Source organism: Terrabacter sp. P2_E3, from assembly GCF_056403915.1.
In genome coordinates this window covers 26388-45704 of sequence record NZ_JBFUEN010000017.1, presented here as the reverse complement: position 1 = coordinate 45704, position 19317 = coordinate 26388, and the positions used below count along the sequence as shown (strand labels likewise).

The 19317-nt window shown below is 71.6% G+C and carries 20 protein-coding genes; 5 read left to right on the top strand and 15 right to left on the bottom strand.

Going from position 1 to position 19317, the window contains the following annotated elements; genetic code table 11:
• Positions 1-2 precede the first annotated feature (2 nt).
• Together sigE and AC1DW8_RS19410 are read right to left on the bottom strand one after the other, a co-directional pair.
• Positions 3-650 carry an RNA polymerase sigma factor SigE gene (gene sigE / locus AC1DW8_RS19415; protein ID WP_156415385.1) on the bottom strand — a complete coding sequence of 216 codons (648 nt, stop codon included), beginning with the start codon at positions 648-650 and terminating at the stop codon, positions 3-5.
• Between the two features lie 166 nt (positions 651-816).
• Entirely contained in the window at positions 817-1275 is a 459-nt protein-coding gene (locus AC1DW8_RS19410) for a hypothetical protein (protein ID WP_056770874.1), read from the bottom strand.
• A 72-nt stretch (positions 1276-1347) separates the two neighbouring features.
• Here AC1DW8_RS19410 and AC1DW8_RS19405 point away from each other — a divergent pair, with 72 nt between their 5' ends.
• Positions 1348-1971, top strand: coding sequence for an O-methyltransferase (locus tag AC1DW8_RS19405; RefSeq protein ID WP_056772578.1), 624 nt, complete (start codon positions 1348-1350; stop codon positions 1969-1971).
• Positions 1972-2089: 118 nt separating this feature from the next.
• Here AC1DW8_RS19405 and AC1DW8_RS19400 read toward each other — a convergent pair whose 3' ends face one another.
• On the bottom strand, positions 2090-2263 hold the full coding sequence (locus AC1DW8_RS19400; protein WP_013493416.1) for a DUF3117 domain-containing protein: 174 nt from the start codon (positions 2261-2263) through the stop codon (positions 2090-2092).
• A 152-nt stretch (positions 2264-2415) separates the two neighbouring features.
• Here AC1DW8_RS19400 and AC1DW8_RS19395 point away from each other — a divergent pair, with 152 nt between their 5' ends.
• Positions 2416-3237, top strand: coding sequence for an enoyl-CoA hydratase/isomerase family protein (locus AC1DW8_RS19395; protein WP_478095556.1), 822 nt, complete (start codon positions 2416-2418; stop codon positions 3235-3237).
• Between the two features lie 115 nt (positions 3238-3352).
• On the opposite strand, the gene AC1DW8_RS19390 is transcribed toward AC1DW8_RS19395, so the two are convergent.
• From AC1DW8_RS19390 to dapE, 5 genes are all read right to left on the bottom strand, one after another.
• The gene (locus AC1DW8_RS19390; protein ID WP_478095555.1) at positions 3353-4327 is read right to left on the bottom strand and encodes a hypothetical protein; all 975 of its coding nucleotides are present in this window, start codon (positions 4325-4327) and stop codon (positions 3353-3355) included.
• A gap of 201 nt (positions 4328-4528) precedes the next feature.
• Positions 4529-5743, bottom strand: coding sequence for a hypothetical protein (locus AC1DW8_RS19385; RefSeq protein ID WP_478095554.1), 1215 nt, complete (start codon positions 5741-5743; stop codon positions 4529-4531).
• A complete protein-coding gene (locus AC1DW8_RS19380) occupies positions 5740-6210 on the bottom strand; it encodes a hypothetical protein (protein WP_056770886.1) in 471 nt (156 codons plus the stop codon). The genes AC1DW8_RS19385 and AC1DW8_RS19380 overlap by 4 nt, the downstream gene beginning before the upstream one ends.
• The gene (locus AC1DW8_RS19375) at positions 6207-6980 is read right to left on the bottom strand and encodes an LOG family protein (protein WP_056821991.1); all 774 of its coding nucleotides are present in this window, start codon (positions 6978-6980) and stop codon (positions 6207-6209) included. Before AC1DW8_RS19375 ends, AC1DW8_RS19380 begins: the two co-directional genes overlap by 4 nt.
• 22 nt (positions 6981-7002) lie before the next feature.
• Complete coding sequence (dapE, locus tag AC1DW8_RS19370) at positions 7003-8127, bottom strand: succinyl-diaminopimelate desuccinylase (RefSeq protein WP_082622618.1); 1125 nt, start codon at positions 8125-8127, stop codon at positions 7003-7005.
• A 125-nt stretch (positions 8128-8252) separates the two neighbouring features.
• Between dapE and dapD the strand changes: the two genes are divergently transcribed.
• Both dapD and AC1DW8_RS19360 read left to right on the top strand, forming a co-directional pair.
• Complete coding sequence (dapD, locus tag AC1DW8_RS19365) at positions 8253-9185, top strand: 2,3,4,5-tetrahydropyridine-2,6-dicarboxylate N-succinyltransferase (protein WP_056770895.1); 933 nt, start codon at positions 8253-8255, stop codon at positions 9183-9185.
• A 52-nt stretch (positions 9186-9237) separates the two neighbouring features.
• Positions 9238-10110, top strand: a complete 873-nt coding sequence (locus AC1DW8_RS19360) for a hypothetical protein (RefSeq protein WP_478095553.1) — start codon at positions 9238-9240, stop codon at positions 10108-10110.
• Between the two features lie 59 nt (positions 10111-10169).
• Here AC1DW8_RS19360 and AC1DW8_RS19355 read toward each other — a convergent pair whose 3' ends face one another.
• From AC1DW8_RS19355 to fdxA, 4 genes are all read right to left on the bottom strand, one after another.
• Positions 10170-10520, bottom strand: a complete 351-nt coding sequence (locus AC1DW8_RS19355) for a hypothetical protein (RefSeq protein ID WP_478095552.1) — start codon at positions 10518-10520, stop codon at positions 10170-10172.
• Positions 10521-10592: 72 nt separating this feature from the next.
• A complete protein-coding gene (locus tag AC1DW8_RS19350; protein ID WP_081633811.1) occupies positions 10593-11873 on the bottom strand; it encodes a citrate synthase in 1281 nt (426 codons plus the stop codon).
• 148 nt (positions 11874-12021) lie between these two features.
• Positions 12022-13158 carry a succinyldiaminopimelate transaminase gene (dapC, locus tag AC1DW8_RS19345; RefSeq protein ID WP_304437909.1) on the bottom strand — a complete coding sequence of 379 codons (1137 nt, stop codon included), beginning with the start codon at positions 13156-13158 and terminating at the stop codon, positions 12022-12024.
• Positions 13159-13160: 2 nt separating this feature from the next.
• Positions 13161-13487, bottom strand: a complete 327-nt coding sequence (fdxA, locus tag AC1DW8_RS19340) for a ferredoxin (RefSeq protein ID WP_056770903.1) — start codon at positions 13485-13487, stop codon at positions 13161-13163.
• A 64-nt stretch (positions 13488-13551) separates the two neighbouring features.
• Here fdxA and AC1DW8_RS19335 point away from each other — a divergent pair, with 64 nt between their 5' ends.
• The gene (locus tag AC1DW8_RS19335; RefSeq protein ID WP_478095551.1) at positions 13552-14682 is read left to right on the top strand and encodes a GNAT family N-acetyltransferase; all 1131 of its coding nucleotides are present in this window, start codon (positions 13552-13554) and stop codon (positions 14680-14682) included.
• A 45-nt stretch (positions 14683-14727) separates the two neighbouring features.
• Here AC1DW8_RS19335 and AC1DW8_RS19330 read toward each other — a convergent pair whose 3' ends face one another.
• The 3 genes from AC1DW8_RS19330 to AC1DW8_RS19320 form a co-directional block, all read right to left on the bottom strand.
• A complete protein-coding gene (locus tag AC1DW8_RS19330; RefSeq protein ID WP_478095550.1) occupies positions 14728-16455 on the bottom strand; it encodes a VanW family protein in 1728 nt (575 codons plus the stop codon).
• Between the two features lie 109 nt (positions 16456-16564).
• Positions 16565-17497 carry an N-acetyl-1-D-myo-inositol-2-amino-2-deoxy-alpha-D-glucopyranoside deacetylase gene (gene mshB / locus AC1DW8_RS19325; protein WP_478095549.1) on the bottom strand — a complete coding sequence of 311 codons (933 nt, stop codon included), beginning with the start codon at positions 17495-17497 and terminating at the stop codon, positions 16565-16567.
• A gap of 44 nt (positions 17498-17541) precedes the next feature.
• Complete coding sequence (locus tag AC1DW8_RS19320) at positions 17542-19314, bottom strand: ABC transporter substrate-binding protein (protein ID WP_478095548.1); 1773 nt, start codon at positions 19312-19314, stop codon at positions 17542-17544.
• Positions 19315-19317 lie beyond the last annotated feature (3 nt).

The window sequence follows — 19317 nt, the reverse complement described above, 5'->3', positions numbered from 1 at the left end:
CATCAGCGCGAGCTCGCCGCGACTCGGCGGCCGGGAAGGCGCAGGCCGGCGCGAGCGGCGCGCGACTCGGGCTTGGCCGGACGGGCGGCGGCGGCCACCTCGGGGGCGCGGTGCGCGAGGGCCTCGCGCAGCTGGGCGCGGCCACGGTGGATGCGCGAGCGGACGGTGCCGAGCTTGACGCCGAGAGTCGCGCTGATCTCCTCGTAGCTGAGGCCCTCGATGTCGCAGAGGACGACGGCCGCGCGGAACTCCGGCGCGAGGGCGTCGAGCGCCCGCTGCACGTCGTCGTCGAAACGGGCGTCGTGGTAGGTCTGCTCCGGCCCCTTCTCGTTGCTGGGGAGCCGACCGGCGGCGTCGTCGGGCAGGGCGTCGAAGCGGATGCGCTGCTTGCGACGCATCTTGTCGAGGAAGACGTTGGTCGTGATGCGGTGCAGCCAGCCCTCGAAGGTGCCCGGCTGGTAGGAGTGCAGCGACCGGAAGACGCGGACGAAGACGTCATGCGTCAGGTCCTCGGCGTCGTGCGGGTTGCCCGTGAGGCGGTAGGCCAGGCGGTAGACGCGCGCCGAGTGCTGCTCGACGATCTCCTCCCACGTGGGGGGAGTCCACGTCGAGTCGGCCTGCTCCACCGAGGTGGGAGAGGTGGACGTCACGCTGGTGCTCACTGGGGGCTGGGCCTTTCACGGAGAGGGGTCAACCACAAGAACGCCGTCAGATCTCGTTTCGTTCCCGTCGATCGTCTCGGATTGCCCTGTCCGATCGCCAGCCAGAACCTGTGGTTCTGCTGTGGACGGGGTGGCGGGACGGCGGGCGGGGTGGTCAGCGGGACTGCTCGCTGCCGTCGTGCGGGACCGCCTCGTGGTGGGCCCGGCCGTGTGTGCGTCGGTCCTCCTTCATCTCCGCCTCGAAGAGGTGGCGTCGGCCACCGACGAGGTCGTCGCGCGCCGTCTTCTCGAGCTCCTTGAAGGTCGCGTAGTAGCCGTCGTCGTACTCCTCGACGATCTGGAAGGTCCACCGTCCCTGCACGACGTTGCGCCCGACGAGCTCGGTCTGCAGCCGGTCGGCGAGCTCGGTGTGGCCGGCCTCGCGGAAGAGGTCGACGGCCTCGCCCAGGGTGAGGTCCGCCATCCCCGTGAGCCGGTGGAAGCCGTAGAGGTGGCCGCGGGCGTCCTCGACGACCTCGAGGGCCTCGGACAGCTTGCCCAGGGCCTCGACCGTGGCGTCGTCGACGCCGCCCGGACGCAGGTGCTCCGCGGTCGGCTTGTCGTGTTCGTCCATGACCTGATCCTTACCCGCTTCAGGGCGACGGGGTGCCGAATCGGCCCGGCACGTCACAGTAGGGTGACGAACATGAGCACCCAGAAGGTCGCCGCGTGGTCGCACGCCGAGGAGTTCGTCACCCCGAGCGAGCACGTCGAGGAGGCGACCCACCGCGGTGAGGAGCTCGGTGCGCCGGCCGTCGGCAACGGCGTCGGCGCCGTGCTCCAGATGCTCGCGGCCGCGACCGAGGCCAAGGCCGTCATGGAGATCGGGACCGGCGCGGGCGCCTCGGGTCTCTGGCTGCTCGGCGGCATGCCCGCCGACGGCATCCTCACGACCATCGACCTCGAGACCGAGCACCAGCGGGCCGCGCGCGACGCCTTCGCGGCTGCCGGCATCGCCCACCAGCGCACCCGCTGCATCGCCGGTCGTGCTCTCGAGGTGCTCCCCCGGATGACCGACGGCGCCTACGACCTCGTCGTCGTCGACGCCGACAAGGAGGAGTACCCCGAGTACCTCGCGCAGGCCACCCGCCTGCTGCGGTCCGGCGGCACCCTCGTCATGACGTGGACCGACAAGGAGTCCGACCCCGCCAACCGGGACGCCGAGACGCGCACCCTCCGCGAGGTCGGCCGCGCGATCCGCGAGCACGACCAGTTCACCGTGTCGCTGCTGCCGGTCGGCGACGGTCTGCTCGTGGCCGTCAAGCGCTGAGCGCACGTATGCCGTCCGGCCGGCCGGACGGCATACGCCATCCTCCGCCGGGGCGGGCATGCGAAACGGCCCCCGACCGTGAGGTCAGGGGCCGTCGAACCTGGATCAGGCGGAAGGGTCAGTTGACGCCGTCACAACCCTGGATCGCGTCACGCAGAGCTGCAGCCTCGTCGGGGGTCATCTCGACGACGAGACGCCCGCCGCCCTCAAGGGGCATCCGCAGCACGATGCCGCGGCCCTCCTTGACGACCTCGAGCGGGCCATCGCCGGTCCTCGGCTTCATTGCTGCCATGGTTCCCCTTCCCTAGGAATCCTCGGTCTTTGGCCCCATTATTCCGTGTCTCGTTTGCGAGACCTAATTGGGGATGTGACAGAGGGCACGTCCGGGCCCTCCGAGGCTCGTCACGCTTCCGCCCGGGGACGGATTGGGACAGAGTGGCGCCCATGACGCAGACGCCCGACTCCTCCTCCTCGCCCGCCACCGAGCCCCTGCTCGTCGAGGTCGCCGACGGCATCGCCTGGCTCCGGCTCAACCGCCCGGACGCCATGAACAGCCTCGACGACGCCCTCAAGGACGCCCTCGTCGCGGCCCTCCGCGAGGTCGGTGGGGACCCCGCCGTGCGGTGCGTCGTGCTCACGGGGACCGGGCGGGCCTTCTGCGTCGGGCAGGACCTCAAGGAGCACGTCCGCAGCCTCGGCGACCCGACGTCGACGCTCGAGACGACCGTGACCGACCACTACAACCCGATCGTCATCGCGCTCTCGACGATGAACAAGCCCGTCGTCGCGGCCCTCAACGGTGTGGCGGCCGGGGCGGGGATGAGCTTCGCGCTGGCGTGCGACTTCCGGGTCGCGTCGGAGCAGGCCGGGCTCAACACCTCGTTCGCGGGCATCGCGCTCTCGTGCGACTCCGGGGCCTCGTGGACGTTGCCCCGTCTCGTCGGGCCCGCCCGCGCCAAGGAGCTGCTGCTCCTGCCGCGCACGGTCTCGGCGGCAGAGGCGTTGGCGATGGGGCTCGTCACGAAGGTCGTGCCCGCCGACGAGCTCGAGGCGACGGTGACCGAGCTGGCACGGACCCTCGCCGACGGCCCGACGCTGGCCTACGGCTCGATCCGGCGGGCCGTCGCCTACTCGGCGGGCGCAGACCTGCCCGCTGCCCTGGCCCACGAAGCCGAGCTCATGGCGTTGACGGGTGGCAGCAGCGACCACCGGGCCGCCGTCGACGCCTTCCTCGCCAAGGAGAAGCCCACCTACACCGGCACCTGACCGCCGGACCCGCTCGCGCGCGTCTCCCGATGAACCTGCCCATGGTGCTGCATCTGGTGTGGTGATTACCCCACCAGATGCACGATGATCAGCCGGACCACCACGCATGTCTGGCTCAGCCCGTCACCCCGAGGGGCACGGTGGCGCGGACGCTGGCGGTGACCGGGGCTCGCACACCGGTGCGCGCAGCCGCCTCGTGAGCCCGCTCGATGCGGCGCAACTGCGCCTCGGGGTCGCGCGCGAGTGCAGTCGGGGTGACGCCGACGACCACGACGCGCATCGTCGACAGATCGGATCCCTGCTCCACGGTGGCCTCCCAGTCGAGGCGGTCGGCATGGAATCGACGAGACTGCACCATCACGGCCAGGCCCACGTCGTCGAACCAGAGATCGGGCGAGGTCAAGGTCTCGCCGCCCGGACCGGTGAGGATCGGGTTAGCCATCGGCGGGGGCAGTCGGCGCGAGGTCCGGACCAGCGCGAGCAGGTCGCTCTCGGGCACCGACCACGCGCCCTCCGCGACCTCGGCGAGAATCCGCCGCAGCCGCGCGGAGCCACGACGGCCCCTGGCATCGACCCAGTGCTCCAGGTCGTCGAGCCGGACGAGACGGCGTTGGACCGCCTCGATGACGACACCACGCGCCGCTCGCTCATCAGGAGTCTCATGTGCTGCGTCGACGACGGCGCGGGCGAGGCATCCGAGGCGGAGCGGGCCGCGCTCGACAACGCGTTCGCCCAGCAGGGTCGTGCTCCGGACGTCGACCCACGAGATCCGCCTGGACCTGCGTGGTGCAGGCACGAGCACCCGGATCGGCATCGATATCGGGGCGCTCGTGATCCCGTGCAGCGAGGCGGCGGTGGATCCTGCGAGCCACGCTCCCTCGCCGCCCACGAGCTGCGCAGCGACGAGCCGCTGCCACACCGAAGGCAGGCCGGTCTGAAGCGCGTAGACGCCGGGCAGCAGGAGCCTCCAGTCCCGACCGACCCGCCAGCGCAGGGTCTCGCGCGTGACACCGGCTTCGAGGAGCTGACGCCGGGACACCACTCCGTGCTGCACCTCGGCCAGAGCAGTTGCCGCGTCGGTCAGGGTCATTCCGTCACCCTGCCCCGCTGAGGCGAGTGGCGCGCTTGCGGCGGGCGACGCTGTGGACGACGGGTCACGCTGGTCATGGGTGTGGAGGACCAGGCGTGACCCGCAGCATGGTCTGCGTGATGGTGGGGTGATCAGCACACTGATCGGCAGATCATCTGCCGGTCGAACCACCGAGAACGGCGGGGTCAGACCGGTGTCCGGTCACGGCGGGTAGTCGCTCGGGGGGACGAAGCGCCACAGGATGTCGGTCCAGTAGTACTGGCCCACGACGCTGAGGACGAGGAGCGGGACGAAGCGCCACAGCAGCCGCTTCCACGTGTTGCCGCGACGGTCGGCCCAGCCCGCCCCGAGCACGACGACGAGGAGCGGGAAGAGCGGGATGAGGTAGCGGAAGATGCTCGTGAAGGGGTCGAGCACCGCCGCGAGGTACGCCGGGTAGGCGAGCGTCCACGTGCGCAGGTCGGCGCCGAGGTTGCGGGCCCACGGTCCGGCCACCACGGCGATGGCGACGAGCGGCGCGACGACGAGCATCACCGGGCCCCACGTGTCGCCGAACGCATACTCCGACATCCCGACCCACGGCGTGAACGGCTCGACGGTGCCCGAGCCACGCCACGACGCCATCGTGTCGGTGTAGGCCGACGGCACGCCGGTGCGCCACCACGCGATGGCGGGCCACAGCAGCCCGGCGACACCGCAGCCGACGAGCGAGGCGAGCATCGCGGCATACGTCCCGCGACTGATCGGGCGCTCACGGCGCGCCCGCCAGCGCAGGAAGACCACGACGAGCGTCACGAGTCCCAGCGGCACGGCGATCGGTCTCGAGAGCCCGACGAGCAGGGCCACGGCCGTCGCGACGAGCCACCGCTCCTTGGCCAGCGCGTAGAGGTAGCCGACGAGCAGCAGCATGGCGAGCGACTCGGTGTAGGCCAGCTGCAGCGTCACCGACGCGGGAAAGCTCGCCCACAGGGCGACGACGAGGTATGCCGCCGGGTCGCCGATGCGCTCGCGCAGCAGCAGTCCCATGAGCACGGCCGCGCCGGCCCCGCAGAGGAGCGCGATCGTCGAGCCCACCGCCGGGAAGTCGAGCCCGGTCAGGGCCATGCCGGCGCGGGCCATGAACGGGAAGAGCGGGTAGAAGGCCCACGGGTTCTGCTGGACGGCCCCGCTCTCGCCGACCGGTAGCTCCGAGGGATACCCGTGCTGGGCGATCGTCTGGTACCACTGGCCGTCCCAGAGCGCCGTGAACGGGAAGTAGGACACGGGCACGTCGTCGCCGCCGGTCATGCCGGACGGGACCTGGTGCTGCATGACGAGCAGCAGGATCGTCGTCGTGACGACCCGGGCCAGCGCGTAGACCGCGAGCACCCAGTCGACGAAGACGCCGCGCGAACGCAGCGAGAGCACCTCGGTCATGTGGTGCGTTCGCGGCCGACCGTCGGATCGGACTGCTCGGCCGGCTCGGCCGGCTCGGCCTCCTCGGCAGCCTCAGCCGTGTCGGCCGGCTCGGGGGTCGGCTCGAGCCCCTCCGTCTCCGCCTCGGCGGGCTCGGCGGGCTCGGCGGGGCCGGGCACGTGCTGGGCCGGCTCGGGAGCGAGCTCCGCCGGGGCGTCCCCGCGCAGCACGGCGATCTCCTCGTCCTTCTCGCGGAGCTCGCGCCTCAGCCGGTCGACGACCCCGTCGACCTGGCTCATCCGGTAGCCCCGGGCGCCCACGTCGAAGACGAGGTCGTCGAAGTCGGTGTCGCGGATCGGCTCGTCGGGCAGGGGCTCGTGGCTCAGGCTCGTCGTGTTGCGGCCGAGGCCACCACCGGCGAGCCCGAGAATGAGCGCGACGACGGAGCACAGGACGACGATCCCGACGAGGAGGATGAACCACTTCACGCGCGCGGCTCCTCGTACGTGCGGATCGCCTTGACGGCCTCGTCCGGGTCGTCGGTGACGATGAGCCGCTTGAGGTCGGCCGGACTGATCATGCCGTGGTCGAGCACCGTGTCGCCCAGCCAGTCGATGAGCCCCTGCCAGTACGCGACGCCCATGAGCACGATGGGGAACTCGGTGACCTTCTGCGTCTGCGCGAGCGTCAGCGCCTCGAAGAGCTCGTCGAGCGTGCCGAAGCCCCCCGGCAGCACGATGAAGCCGCGGGAGTACTTGAGGAACATGACCTTGCGGGCGAAGAAGTAGCGGAAGTTGATGCCGAGGTCGACGTACTCGTTGAGGCCCGTCTCGAAGGGCAGCTCGATGCCGAGCCCGACCGAGGTCCCCTTCGCCTCGAAGGCACCCTTGTTGGCCGCCTCCATGGCGCCCGGCCCACCGCCGGTGATGACGGCGTAGCCCGCCTCCGCCAGCAGGCGGCCCACCTCGACCCCGATGGCGTATGCCGGGTCCTCGGGTCGCGTGCGCGCCGATCCGAACACCGCTGCCGCCGGCCCGAGCTCGGAGAGTGTGCCGAAACCCTCGACGAACTCGGACTGGATGCGCATGACGCGCCACGGGTCGGCGTGCAGCCACTCGTTGGGCTGGTGCGCCTCGAGCAGTCGCTGGTCGGTCGTCGTCACGGGCACCTTGTGACGGCGCAGCGTCACCGGACCGGTCTGGCGCCGGTCCTCGTGCGGGCTCCCCGAGGTGACGGGTGCAGGCTGGTGGTCGGTCACAGCGCCACCCTATGCGGAGAGGTCAGCCGAGCCAGCGCAGCAGGGCGGCCTCGGCCTCGACGTACTGCTCGACCGGGCAGCGCTCGTCGTCCATGTGCGCGAGGTTGGGGTCTCCGGGCCCGAAGTTGACGGCGGGGATGCCGAGCGCGGAGAAGCGCGCGACGTCGGTCCACCCCTCCTTGGGGTTGACGGGCACACCGAGCGCGTCGATGAACGCCTTGGCGGCCGGCAGCAGCAGACCCGGCCGCGCGCCGTCGGCCGCGTCGCCGAGCGTCACGTCGAAACCGTCGAACACCTGGCGCACGTGCGCGAAGGCCTCCTCGGTGTTCTTGTCAGGCGCGTAGCGGTAGTTGACGGTGACGGTGCACCGGTCGGGGATGACGTTGCCGGCGATCCCGCCGCTGATCCCGACGGCCTGGAGGGCCTCGTGGTAGTCGAGCCCGTCGACGGTGATGGTCTCGGCCTCGTAGGCGGTCAGCCGCGAGAGCACCGCGGCGGCGTCGTGGATGGCGTTGTGACCCTTCCACGGGCGGGCCGAGTGGGCGGCGACGCCCTTGGTGACGACCTCGGCGCGCAGGGTGCCCTTGCAGCCGCCCTCGATGGCGCCGTCGGTCGGCTCGAGCAGGACGGCGAAGTCGCCGGCGAGCAGCTCGGGCGAGGTGTCGGCGAGGCGGGCCAGACCGTTGTACTGCCCGTCGATCTCCTCGCACTCGTAGAAGAGGAAGGTCAGGTCGCGACTCGGGTCGGGCACCTGCGCCGCGATGCGGAGCATGACGCCGACACCGCCCTTCATGTCGACCGTGCCCCGGCCCCACAGCTCACCGTCGACGCGGCGCGTGGGCAGGTTGGGCACCGCGGTCAGCGGCACCGTGTCGATGTGTCCGGCCAGCACGACCCGCTCCGAGCGGCCGAGGGAGGTGCGGGCGACGACGGTGTTGCCGTCGCGGACGACCTCGAGGTGCGAGAGGGGCCGCAGGGCGGCCTCGATCGCGTCGGCGAGCGCCGCCTCGTCCTGGCTGACCGACTCGATGTCGCAGATCGCGGCCGTGAGGGTCGTGACGTCGGCGGACAGGTCGAGGGTGGCGGCGCGGGCCCCCGTGTCGGCGGGCACGGTGGTCGGGTCGACGGACGGCGAGGTGGACGGCATACGCGAAGGTTATCCGGAGGCCACCACGTCGCGGCGCCCGCGGGACCGTCCGACCGTCACCGTCCGGTGACCACGGTGCGGGTCCCCGTTTCACCGGTGCGGGCCGTCCCCATATCCTTGCGGCCATGTCGGAGCGCAACGCATGGGGACACGGACTGACGACGACCACGGACGACGGGCAGGTGCTCGACACGTGGTTCCCGCAGCCGGCGCTCGGGGAGCGCCCGGCCGGCGCGACCGTCCCCGAGGGCCTCGACGCCCTCGTCGGCACCGACGAGGCGCGCCGCGTGCGCACCGAGGTCCGGCTCGTCGAGATCGACCTCGACGCTCCCCCGGCCGACGCGCCGGACGCCTACCTGCGTCTGCACCTGCTGTCGCACTGCCTCGTCGAGCCCAACACCATCAACCTCGACGGAGTGTTCGGCGCCCTGCCGAACGTCGTCTGGACGAGCGCAGGCGCGTGCGCCGTCGACGGCTTCGAGCAGACGCGGATGCGGCTGCGGGCCCGGGGCCAGCACGTCGCCGTCTACGGCGTCGACAAGTTCCCGAGGATGACCGACTTCGTCGTGCCGCAGGGCGTGCGCATCGCCGACGCCGACCGGGTGCGCCTCGGCGCGCACCTCTCGGCGGGCACGACGGTCATGCACGAGGGCTTCTGCAACTTCAACGCCGGCACGCTCGGCACCTCGATGGTCGAGGGCCGCATCGTGCAGGGCGTCGTCGTCGGGGACGGGTCCGACATCGGCGCCGGCGCCTCGATCATGGGCACCCTGTCCGGTGGCGGGACGGAACGCGTCAGCATCGGCGAGCGTTGTCTCGTCGGAGCCAACGGCGGCATCGGCATCGCGCTCGGGGACGACTGCGTCGTCGAGGCCGGGCTCTACGTGACGGCGGGCACCAAGGTGACGCTGCCCGACGGCACCGTGGTCAAGGCCAAGGAGCTGTCGGGGTCGAGCAACATCCTGTTCATCCGCAACAGCGTGAGCGGTGCCGTCGAGGCCCGCGACCGCGCGGGGACGGGCATCACTCTCAACGCCGCCCTGCACGCCAACGACTGACCCAGACCGGACGCCACCGGTTCAGACCAGAGCCGGACCACCTGAGGACCCCATGCCGAAGAACCGACCGGGCCCGACCCTTGCCGACTCCCGGGGCCGCCCGCGCGCTCGTCGCCGCCCCCGCTGGGTGCCGATCCTGCTCGTGCTGGCGGTCGTCGGCACGGCCGGGTGGTTCGGCGCCCGCTTCCTCATCCAGAGCGTCGTCAACCCGCAGTGCACGATCAAGGCCGGCGGGATCACCGAGACCTTCGACCCCGACCAGACGGCCAACGCCGCCCTCATCGCGGCGCTGTCGATCAAGCGTGAGATGCCCCCGCGTGCGGCCACGATCGCGTTGACGACGGCGTTCCAGGAGTCGAAGATCCGCAACCTGCGCTACGGCGACCGCGACTCGCTCGGCCTCTTCCAGCAGCGGCCGAGCCAGGGCTGGGGCACGAAGGAGCAGATCCTCGACCCCGTCCACGCGACCAACGCGTTCTACGACGCCCTCGAGAAGTACCAGGGCTACGAGACCGCCGACATCACGAAGATCGCCCAGCGCGTCCAGAAGAGCGGCTTCCCCGAGGCCTACCGCGACCACGAGGGCCAGGGCCGGGTGCTCGCCTCGACCTTGACCGGGCACTCCCCCACCGGCCTGACGTGCCGCCTCGACGCGGTGAAGACCAGCCTCACGCCGCAGCGCGTGGCTGCCGACCTGTCCGAGCAGATGGGCGTCACCTCGGTCCGACCCGGTGAGGGCGTGCTCACCGTGACGGCCCGCGACCGCACGACTGCCTGGGCCGTCGCGCAGTGGGCCGTGGCGCGCGCCGAGATCTACGGGGCGAGCAAGGTCAGTGTCGGCGACCGCGTGTGGGACCGCTCGAAGGGCGACGAGGGCTGGTCGTCCGGCTCCGACGGCACGACGGTCACGATCACCCTCGGCTGAGCCCGGCGGCATACGCCCCCGGGCGGGCACCCTGCTGGCTCCAGGGGGACGGGTCGTGGTCAGCCGGACACCCGGTCGAGGTGCTGGAGCAGGTCGTGCGCGGCGAGCTCGACGTCCTTGTGCCGCCACTCGCTCGCGCGGTAGACGCAGGCGATGAGCGCCGTGCGGTGGACCCGCCGGAAGTCGCCGACGACGAAGGCGTAGCGCGCCTTGGTCCCGTCGTTCGCGCCCTCGGTCAGGCCGAGGTGCCAAGCGGCGTAGTCGTCCCACGGGTGCCGCTCGAGGTAGGCGTTCTGCGCCTCTGGATCCGGCTGGACCTGGCCCCAGTCGCTGTCCAGGACGTACTGCCGCTTGTCGATGAGGTCGCGGCACCGGGCGACGGCCGCGTCGTTGACGAGGTACTTGGCCATCGCCCCATCATGCCGATGCCCCCGTCCCAGGAGGGGCGGGGGCATCGGGTGGATCTCGGGTGAGCCGACGGCTCAGGCGGGGTAGCTGCGCTGGGCCTCACCCGTGTAGATCTGGCGCGGACGGCCGATCTTCGTCTCGGGGTCGGTCATCATCTCGCGCCACTGGGCGATCCAGCCCGGGAGACGGCCGATGGCGAAGAGCACCGTGAACATCTTCGACTCGAAGCCCATGGCCTTGTAGATGAGGCCGGTGTAGAAGTCGACGTTCGGGTAGAGCTTGCGCTCGACGAAGTAGTCGTCGGCCAGCGCGATCTCCTCGAGCCCCTTGGCGATCTCGAGCAGCGGGTCGTTCTGGCCGAGCTTCTCGAGGATGTCGTCGGCGGCCTTCTTGATGATCGCGGCGCGCGGGTCGTAGTTCTTGTAGACGCGGTGCCCGAAGCCCATGAGGCGGACACCGTCCTCCTTGTTCTTGACCTTCTCCATGAACTTCTTCGGGTCGTCGCCCGACTCGTGGAGCTTGCCGAGCATCTCGAGGACCGCCTGGTTGGCGCCGCCGTGGAGCGGGCCGGACAGGGCGTGGATGCCGGCCGAGACCGAGTTGAAGAGGTTCGCGTGCGCCGAGCCGACGAGGCGCACCGTCGAGGTCGAGCAGTTCTGCTCGTGGTCGGCGTGCAGGATGAAGAGCAGGTCGAGGGCCTTGGCGACGGTCGGGTCGACCTCGTAGGGCTCGACGGGATAGCCGAACGTCATCCGCAGGAAGTTCTCGACGAACGACAGCGAGTTGTCGGGGTACATGTACGGCTGGCCGACGCTCTTCTTGTGCGCCATGGCCGCGATGGTCGGCAGCTTGGCGAGGAGGCGGACGGTCGAGATCTCGACCTGCTCCTGGTCGAAGGGGTCGAGGCTGTCCTGGTAGAACGTGCCGAGCGCCGAGACGGCCGAGCTGAGCACGGGCATCGGGTGCGCGTCGCGCGGGAAGCCGTTGAAGAACGCGCGGAGGTCCTCGTGCAGCATCGTGTGCCGGCGGATCGAGTCCTCGAAGCGGGTCAGCTCCTCAGGCGTGGGCAGCTCGCCGTAGATGAGCAGGTAGGAGACCTCGACGAACGTGGACTTCTCGGCCAGCTCGGCGATGGGGTACCCGCGGTAGCGCAGGATGCCCTCGTCGCCGTCGATGTAGGTGATCGCGCTCTTGCACGACGCGGTGTTGACGAAGCCGACGTCATAGGTGACGAGGCCGGTCTCCTTCAGCAGGGACCCCACCCCGAGCCCGTCGTTGCCCTCGACGGCGTCGACTCCCGGGAACGTGAGTTCCTTGTCTGCGACCTTGAGTGTCGCGTCCACTGCCTTCGTCACTGTTCCTCGCCTCCTGTAACTCCGGCCCAACGGCGCCGGACGTATCCGCGAGCGACGTTACCCCAGCGTCGGGTCCGCTGAGAAAACAGGTCCACCCCATACCACCGCACGAGGTCGGGCCGGAACGGGGGGCGAGACGGCCTCGGCGTCAGAGCCGGGAGCAGGCGGCGGCGATGCGTTCGTCGGTGGCCGTGAGCGCGATGCGCACGTGCTGGCTACCGGCCGCGCCGTAGAACGCGCCCGGGGCAACGAGGATGCCGCGGTCGGCGAGATCGGAAACCGTTGTCCAGCAGTCCTCTTCGCGGGTGGCCCAGAGGTAGAGCCCGGCCTCGGAGTGGTCGACGCGCAGCCCCGCTCGGGTGACGGCGGCGAGCAGCTGCTCGCGACGCCGGGCGTATGCCGTCCGCTGCGTCTGCACGTGGGTGTCGTCGCGCAGGGCGACCGCCATGGCGTGCTGGACGGGTGTGGGCATGATCATGCCGGCGTGCTTGCGCACCTCGAGGATCGCGCCGACGAGCGCGGGGTCCCCGGCGACGAACGCGGCGCGGTAGCCGGCGAGGTTGGACTGCTTGGACAGCGAGTAGACGGCGAGCAGGCCCTCGTGGGACCCGCCGCAGACGTCAGGGTGGAGGATGCTCGGCGTCGCGGTGCCGACGTGGCCCTCGCGCCAGTCGAGCTCGGCGTAGCACTCGTCACTGGCGACGACGACCCCGTGCCCACGCGCCCACTCGACGACCTTGCGCAGGTGCGGGACGCCTAGCACCTGGCCGTTGGGGTTGCCGGGGCTGTTGAGCCACAACAGCTTCGGCGTCGTGGCCGCCGTGAGCGGGCCGAGGCTCGTCAGCGACTGGGCGACGACGCCCGTCGCGCCGGCGATGCGCGCGCCGATGTCGTAGGTCGGGTAGGCGACCGCGGGGATCCCGACGACGTCACCGGCGCGTAGGCCGAGCAGGGTGGGCAGCCAGGCCACGAGCTCCTTGCTGCCGATGGTCGGCAGGACCGCGTCGACGGTGAGGCCCGGGACGCCGCGGCGACGCTCGAACCACTCGCAGATCGCGGCCCGCAGGTCGGCGGTGCCGACGGTCAGCGGGTAGCCCGGGGCGTCGGAGGCGTCCGCGAGCGCCCGGCGCACGACCTCGGGGGTGGGGTCGACCGGCGTGCCGACCGACAGGTCGACGATGCCCTCCGGATGCGCGACCGCTCGCGCCTTGTAGGGCGCGAGCGAGTCCCACGGGAAGTCCGGGAGGTCGAGCCCCCGCACGGACGCGCTGGGCGCGCCGGGCACGGTCACTCGTCGTGTTCCTGCGGCGGGAGCGCCTCGATGAGCGGGTGGTCCTTGTCGATGATGCCGAGCTTGGCGGCGCCACCGGGGCTGCCGAGGTCGTTGAAGAACTCGACGTTGGCGTTGTAGTAGTCGGCCCACTGCTCGGGGACGTCGTCCTCGTAGTAGATCGCCTCGACGGGGCACACGGGCTCGCAGGCGCCGCAGTCGACGCACTCGTCGGGGTGGATGTAGAGCGACCGCTTGCCCTCGTAGATGCAGTCGACCGGACACTCCTCGATGCAGGCACGGTCCTTGAGATCGACGCAAGGCTGGGCGATGACATAGGTCATGGGGAGCGGACCTCCTGCTGTGGAGCGTTCGGGAGCGGATGCTGCACGGCCTAGTATGCCGGACATGAACGGCGAGCCCACGCACGGCCCCACGGATGAGACCGACCCGGAGACGACGTCCTCGGAGGACACCACGAAGGGCTCGGAGGCGACCCCGCTCTCCCCCACCGCTGCCGCGGACACCACCGGCCACCGCCTCACCGCGGACCTGACGATCGGCAGCAGGGTCGTCGTGCGCTACCGGCTCGCCGAGGGCGCCGAGGCGGCCGCCACCGACTTCGTCGGCGAGCTCGTCGCCCGCAACGACGACTTCCTCGTCGTCGACACGAAGACGGAGCGGGTGAAGCTGATCCGTGCGGACGTCGTCGCCGCCAAGGACGTGCCGCCGCCCGCCAGCCGCCCCGGCCGCGCGCACGAGCGCGTGTCGGCCGACGACCTCGAGAAGCTGATGGCCAAGGGCTGGCAGGCGCTCGACCGCGGCGGCATCGGCGACTGGGTGCTCCGCGCGTCCGACGGCTTCACGGGTCGGGCCAACTCGGCGCTCGTCGTGGGCGACCCGAGCCTGCCGGTCGACAAGGCGATCGACTTCGTCGAGAAGTGGTACGCCGAGCGCGACCGTCCGCCGATCTTCCAGGTCCACGGCGAGCGTGGGTTCGCCGTCGACGGGATCCCCGCTGCCGCAGCGCTGCTCGAGCGCGGCTATGCCATCGGCGGCGGCCGTGACGACTGGCAGCGGGTGCTCGTCATGACGGGCCTGTCCGCCGCGGTGCCACCCCTCACCGAGGCGTCGGTCCCGGTCACCGCCGATGCGGAGCTCAAGCTCGACTGGCTCATGAGCTACGCCGAGCAGCGCACCGTCGTGCCGGGAGCGACCGAGGCGGTCCTCACGGGCAGCGACGGGCAGCTCTTCCTCTCGGTCACCGATCCCGAGTCGAAGCGGATCATCGCCTTGGCGCGCATGGCGATCCACCCCGGGTGGGCCGGCATCTTCGGGCTCTGGGTGCACCCCGACCACCGCCGCAAGGGCCTGGCCACGACCATCGTCTCGGCGATCGCCATGGTCGCCCGCGAGAACAACATGCCGGCGATCTACCTGCAGGTCTCGGCCGACAACGCCGACGGTGTCGCGTTCTGGGAGGGCCTGGGGTTCGGTGTGCACCACGAGTACACCTACCTCGCCCGTCCGACCGCCTGAGCACCGGGGCGCACCCGACGTAGCACGGTCGCAGTCCCGCCTCGGTCACGGCGGCGTGGCGGCGGGGTTCGTGCAGATGATGTGGTCCTCGGGCACGTAGTGGGTGCTGACCGGCTCGCTCCTGACGAGGGCGCTCGCCCCGGGGCGGCGCCACTCGCGCGTCACGGTGACGTCGAAGCCCGGGTTGGGCTGCTGCGGGTAGCACTTCAGGCTGTCGGTGCGAATCGTCTTGGGGGGCACGACGTTTCGCCGCGGGCCCTTGACCGACGTGATGTCCCAGGTCTTCGTGCTCCACACCCGTCCGTGGACGAAGCCACCCTCGACCCAGGTCTGCAGGAGCATCCCGTAGGGGGTGTCGTTCTTCCACTTGTTGTCGATCGTCGGCCAGTAGACGGTGGCCTCACGGCCTTCCGGGTAGCGCGGGATGAAGAACGCGTGCGGGCTGAACGCGAGGAAGTCGACACCGGCGAAGTAGGCCAGGTTGTAGACGACGGTGGACACCTGGCTGATGCCGCCCCCGGTCCCGCGCGTCAGCCGGCCGTCGATGATGACGGTGCCGTCGGCATACCCCTTGTCCTCGGTGCGCTCGCCGAGGATCCCGTTGAGGCTGAAGGTGCCCCCGGGCGGCACGTAGATGCCGTTGATGCGCTTCGTCGCGACGACGAGGTTGTTGGTGCGCGTCGCGTCGTTCGTCGGGAAGGGCGAGCGGAAGTCGGCCACGAGGGTGCTGACGCCGGCCTGCTGGGCGTCCTCGGTGGTGAAGGGTGGCTGGGCGACCGCGGGCCGCACGTCCACCGTGCGCTCGGTGCCGGAGATGGCGGCGACGACCTGCCTGGCGACCGCGTCCTCGTCGAAGGTGAGCCCGTCGACGGAGGGCACGAGGCGGGGCTTGCCGTTGTTCGGCTCGAAGACCCAGCGGGCGCTGCTCGCCGTCCGGCTCGGCACCGTCACCTTGCCGGCGACGAGCCGGGCGAGGCCGGGCTCGTCGAAGCGCGGCGTGAGCCCGCCCGACCCGTCGGGCACGACCGAGACCATCGGGGCGTACTCGGCCGGGGAGAGCAGCACGCGCGTCGAGCCGGACACGAGCGTGAGCGGCCGGGACATCGCCGTGCTGCCGAACTGCGAGCCGACCTGCTGGACGACGTCCGCACTCACGGCGGGCGGCACCTGGCGCACCACTGCCGTGGCCTGGGTGGAGTCGGGGAAGGCGCGGCGCAGCGCGAGCTTCGTCGCGGCCACGTCGAGCGTGCTGCCCGGCGCCGGCATGTCGACGGAGACGGAGCCGTCGGGGAAGGTCACCTGGCCCTCCACGGGGGCGACGGCCAGTCCGGGTGCGAGCCGGTCGAGGTAGGCCGTGAGGGCCTCGTCGTCCGCGGCCGTGAGCAGCGGTGTCCGGACCGACCCGGTGAGCTTGTCCCACACGACCCGCGGGTCGAGCGTGAAGCCGGTGAGCCCCTCGAGGGAGCGCTCGGCGTCGACCGTGAGTCCGGCGTCACGCGGTACGACCTCGATCGGCGCGGCACGGCCCGGCACGCTGAGCACGATGGGCGTGTCGAGCAGCGACCGCGAGCCCTTGTCGATGGCCGCCCGGGCGGACTCGGGCGTCATCCCACCGACCCGGATGTCACCCACCGACACCGATGCCGGGACGTGCTGCGAGGACCACACGCAGAGGCCGGCGTAGCCGCCGCCGAGGACGATCGTGGCCACGAGCAGGCGCAGCACCGTCGAGCGCCGCTCGCGGCGCGTGTCGTCGGACCAGTCGTGGGCCATCGGCTCTCCGGGCAGGGGACATCGTGTGGCACGAAGGTAACGCCGCGGCTGTCCGATTGCAGCGAAGCACCGCGAGGTGTCGGCTCCGTGACGAGATCGTTGCCGTCAGTCAGGCGAGCAGGCCGGCCTCGCCCGCCTGCACGGGGCCACCCACGGTCTGCCACGTGAGCGGGTCGACACGCCGGAAGCCCTCGCGGGCCGTCGTCCGCGCGGCGACGAGGTTGGACAGGGCGTGCACGTCCGCGCTCGCGACGATGACCTGGGTCGCGTGCTCGCGCAACGCGTCGCTCTGGACCGTGCGGGCGGCCTCGTCGACCACGGCGTGCGTGACGCGGTCGTCGTCGACGACCGACGGCGGGAACGCGTCCTCGGCCGCGGGCACGACGAGCCGCGGCGGCGCGGGCGGCTCCGGGCCGAGGTCCTGACGGCTCCACCACGCGCTGGTGTCGAGCAGGTCGGGGTCGGCGGCGGCCAGCCACGCGCGGTCCTCGCGCGCCCAGCCGAGCGGCGTGAGGATCTCGTACACGCGCGTCGGCCGGTCCGCGGCGTCGAGGAGCTCGAGGGCGCGCCGCGTGACCCGGTGGGTCTGGACGTGGTCGGGGTGGCCGTAGCCGCCGTGCTCGTCGTAGGTGACGACGACGTCGGGGCGCAGGTCGCGCACGAGCTCGGCGACGAGACCGCCGGCCACGTCGAGGTCCGCCGCCGCGAAGGCCTCGGGGCGAGCCGCAGCCGGGGAGCCGACCATGCCGGAGTCCCGGTAGCGCGAGAGCCGCCCGGCCGCCTCGTCGGCCCCGAGCACGTGCACGACGGCCCCGATCCGGTCGAGGGCGCGGGTCAGCTCACCGTGGCGGTACGGTCCGAGCCGGTCGTCGGGGTCACCCTCGAGCTCGGCGAGCCCCGGGGGGATGACCTCGCCCTCCTCACCCAGGGTGCACGTCAGCACGTGCACCTCGTCGCCACGGGCGACGTGGTGGGCCATCGCGATGCCGCACGTCAGGGTCTCGTCGTCGGGGTGGGCGTGGACGAAGAGCAGGCGGGGCACGGTGGTCCTCTCGAAGCGTCGGGGAGCGTCGGGCGCTCGGTGCGTCAGCGCACGGACACGGTGGCGAGGTCGACGATGCCGCCGACGCTGTGGTCCTCGTAGGTCTTGACGCCCGCTCCGTGCAGGTAGAGGGCCTTCGTCGCCGACAGCGCGATGTAGCCGCCCTCGTCGCGGATCGACCGGTCGGCCTGCTCCCACACCCTGGACCGGGCGGCGGGGTCGGCCGTGGCGTCGGCCTTGTCGATGAGCGCGTTGACGGCGTCGTTGCTGAAGTAGCCGACGTCCTGGCCGGGACCCGACGAGTCGATGTTGATGCGGGGGTCGAAGAGCGCCGGCAGCACCCCTCCGGCGGACGGCCAGTCGGGGGTCCACACCCCACGGAAGACGTCGTAGGAGTCGACCGACGTCGGCTTCTCGATCGTCTCGTAGTACTCCTCGGGCGGCACGCCCGTGAGCTCGACCTTGAAGCCCGCGCGCTCCCACCCGGCGGCGAGGGCGGCATACGCCTTGTCGCCGAGCACCGAGCGGGCGTAGACGACGCGCAGCGGGACGGGGAGGGTGACGCCGGACTTCTGGAGCAGCTTCCGGGCGCCTTCGGGGTCGCCCTCGACGCCGAGGCCGGGCGGCGGCGACACGGACTCGGGGTCGACCGTCGGCGACAGGACCGACCACGTCGGCGTGCCCGCCCCCTCACCCCCGGTCGCGGTGACGTAGGTCGCGCGGTTCGTCGACAGGGACAGCGCCTTGCGCACCGCCGGGTCGGACATGACCTTGCTGCGCATGTTGACGGCGAGGTAGTCGACGTTGCCCGTGTAGGGGAAGGTGAGCCGCGTCTGGAGGTCGGTGCCGGCCTGGTTGCGCAGGGTGGGGCTCGCCTGGACCCACGACACGGCGTACGCGTCGTCGTCCTGCTGGTTGAGCAGCCGCTGGATGACCGTCGACTCCCCCAGCCCGGACGTCACGTGGATCTCGTCGGGGTAGGCGTGCCGGATCGGGTCGGTGCGGGCGTCCCAGTGCTCGTTTCGCACGAAGGTGCCGCCCTTGCCGACGACCCACGGCTCCTTGAGGCGGTAGGGCCCGCTCGACATGACGGCATACGTCGCCTTGTCGCTCGTGGTGTCGGCCGCGACCTTGCGCGGCGCGAACTCGGGCAGCGCCACGATGTGCGCGAAGTCGGGCTCGGCGTCGCGCAGCCGGAAGGTGATGGTGCGGCCCTTGCACGACACGGCGCGGTCGAAGTCGGACTGGTGGGCCGTGTCGGACGGGCCGGCGTAGACGGGCTTCTCGAGACCCTCGGGCGTCACCTTCGTCGGCATCGCGAGCAGGTAGCTCGCGTAGTTGGTGCCGCCGACGTGCGTGCGCCGGTCGAAGGTGCGGGCGACGCCGTGGCGCACGTCGTCGCACGTGATCGGCGAGCCGTCCTGCCAGGCCAGCCCCTCGCGCAGGGTGAAGGACCACGTTCGTGCGCCGTCGCTCGGGGTGCCGGTGTCGGTGGCGAGGTCGGCCTCGACGTCTCGCTGGTGCTCACCCGTGCCGTATGCCGTGAGGCCGCGGGCGAAGGTGCGCTGGGCGAAGAACGCCTCGGGCCCGACGTACATCAGCTGCGGGTCCCAGGTCGCGATGGTGCCCGAGACGAGGACCTGCAGCGTGCCGCCCGGCTGGGGCTGCCCCGTCGCGGCCGACGGGGCGGCGCCCAACGCCTCCTGGGTGCTCGTCGGGTCGCTCGACCCGGTGCACGCCGCGGCGCCCGCTGCCAGGACGGCAGCGACGACCGCGACGGCCGACGACCTCCTCAGCCCGCGCACCACGTTGCGCACGGC

Bases quoted from the DNA above. Each gene is read 5' to 3' on its own strand.
- AC1DW8_RS19410 (WP_056770874.1), bottom strand. From the start codon at position 1,275: ATGGACGAACACGACAAGCCGACCGCGGAGCACCTGCGTCCGGGCGGC.
- AC1DW8_RS19405 (WP_056772578.1), top strand. From the start codon at position 1,348: ATGAGCACCCAGAAGGTCGCCGCGTGGTCGCACGCCGAGGAGTTCGTC.
- AC1DW8_RS19400 (WP_013493416.1), bottom strand. From the start codon at position 2,263: ATGGCAGCAATGAAGCCGAGGACCGGCGATGGCCCGCTCGAGGTCGTC.
- AC1DW8_RS19395 (WP_478095556.1), top strand. From the start codon at position 2,416: ATGACGCAGACGCCCGACTCCTCCTCCTCGCCCGCCACCGAGCCCCTG.
- AC1DW8_RS19390 (WP_478095555.1), bottom strand. From the start codon at position 4,327: ATGACCCTGACCGACGCGGCAACTGCTCTGGCCGAGGTGCAGCACGGA.
- AC1DW8_RS19385 (WP_478095554.1), bottom strand. From the start codon at position 5,743: ATGACCGAGGTGCTCTCGCTGCGTTCGCGCGGCGTCTTCGTCGACTGG.
- dapE (WP_082622618.1), bottom strand. From the start codon at position 8,127: ATGCCGTCCACCTCGCCGTCCGTCGACCCGACCACCGTGCCCGCCGAC.
- dapD (WP_056770895.1), top strand. From the start codon at position 8,253: ATGTCGGAGCGCAACGCATGGGGACACGGACTGACGACGACCACGGAC.
- AC1DW8_RS19360 (WP_478095553.1), top strand. From the start codon at position 9,238: ATGCCGAAGAACCGACCGGGCCCGACCCTTGCCGACTCCCGGGGCCGC.
- AC1DW8_RS19355 (WP_478095552.1), bottom strand. From the start codon at position 10,520: ATGGCCAAGTACCTCGTCAACGACGCGGCCGTCGCCCGGTGCCGCGAC.
- fdxA (WP_056770903.1), bottom strand. From the start codon at position 13,487: ATGACCTATGTCATCGCCCAGCCTTGCGTCGATCTCAAGGACCGTGCC.
- AC1DW8_RS19335 (WP_478095551.1), top strand. From the start codon at position 13,552: ATGAACGGCGAGCCCACGCACGGCCCCACGGATGAGACCGACCCGGAG.
- AC1DW8_RS19330 (WP_478095550.1), bottom strand. From the start codon at position 16,455: ATGGCCCACGACTGGTCCGACGACACGCGCCGCGAGCGGCGCTCGACG.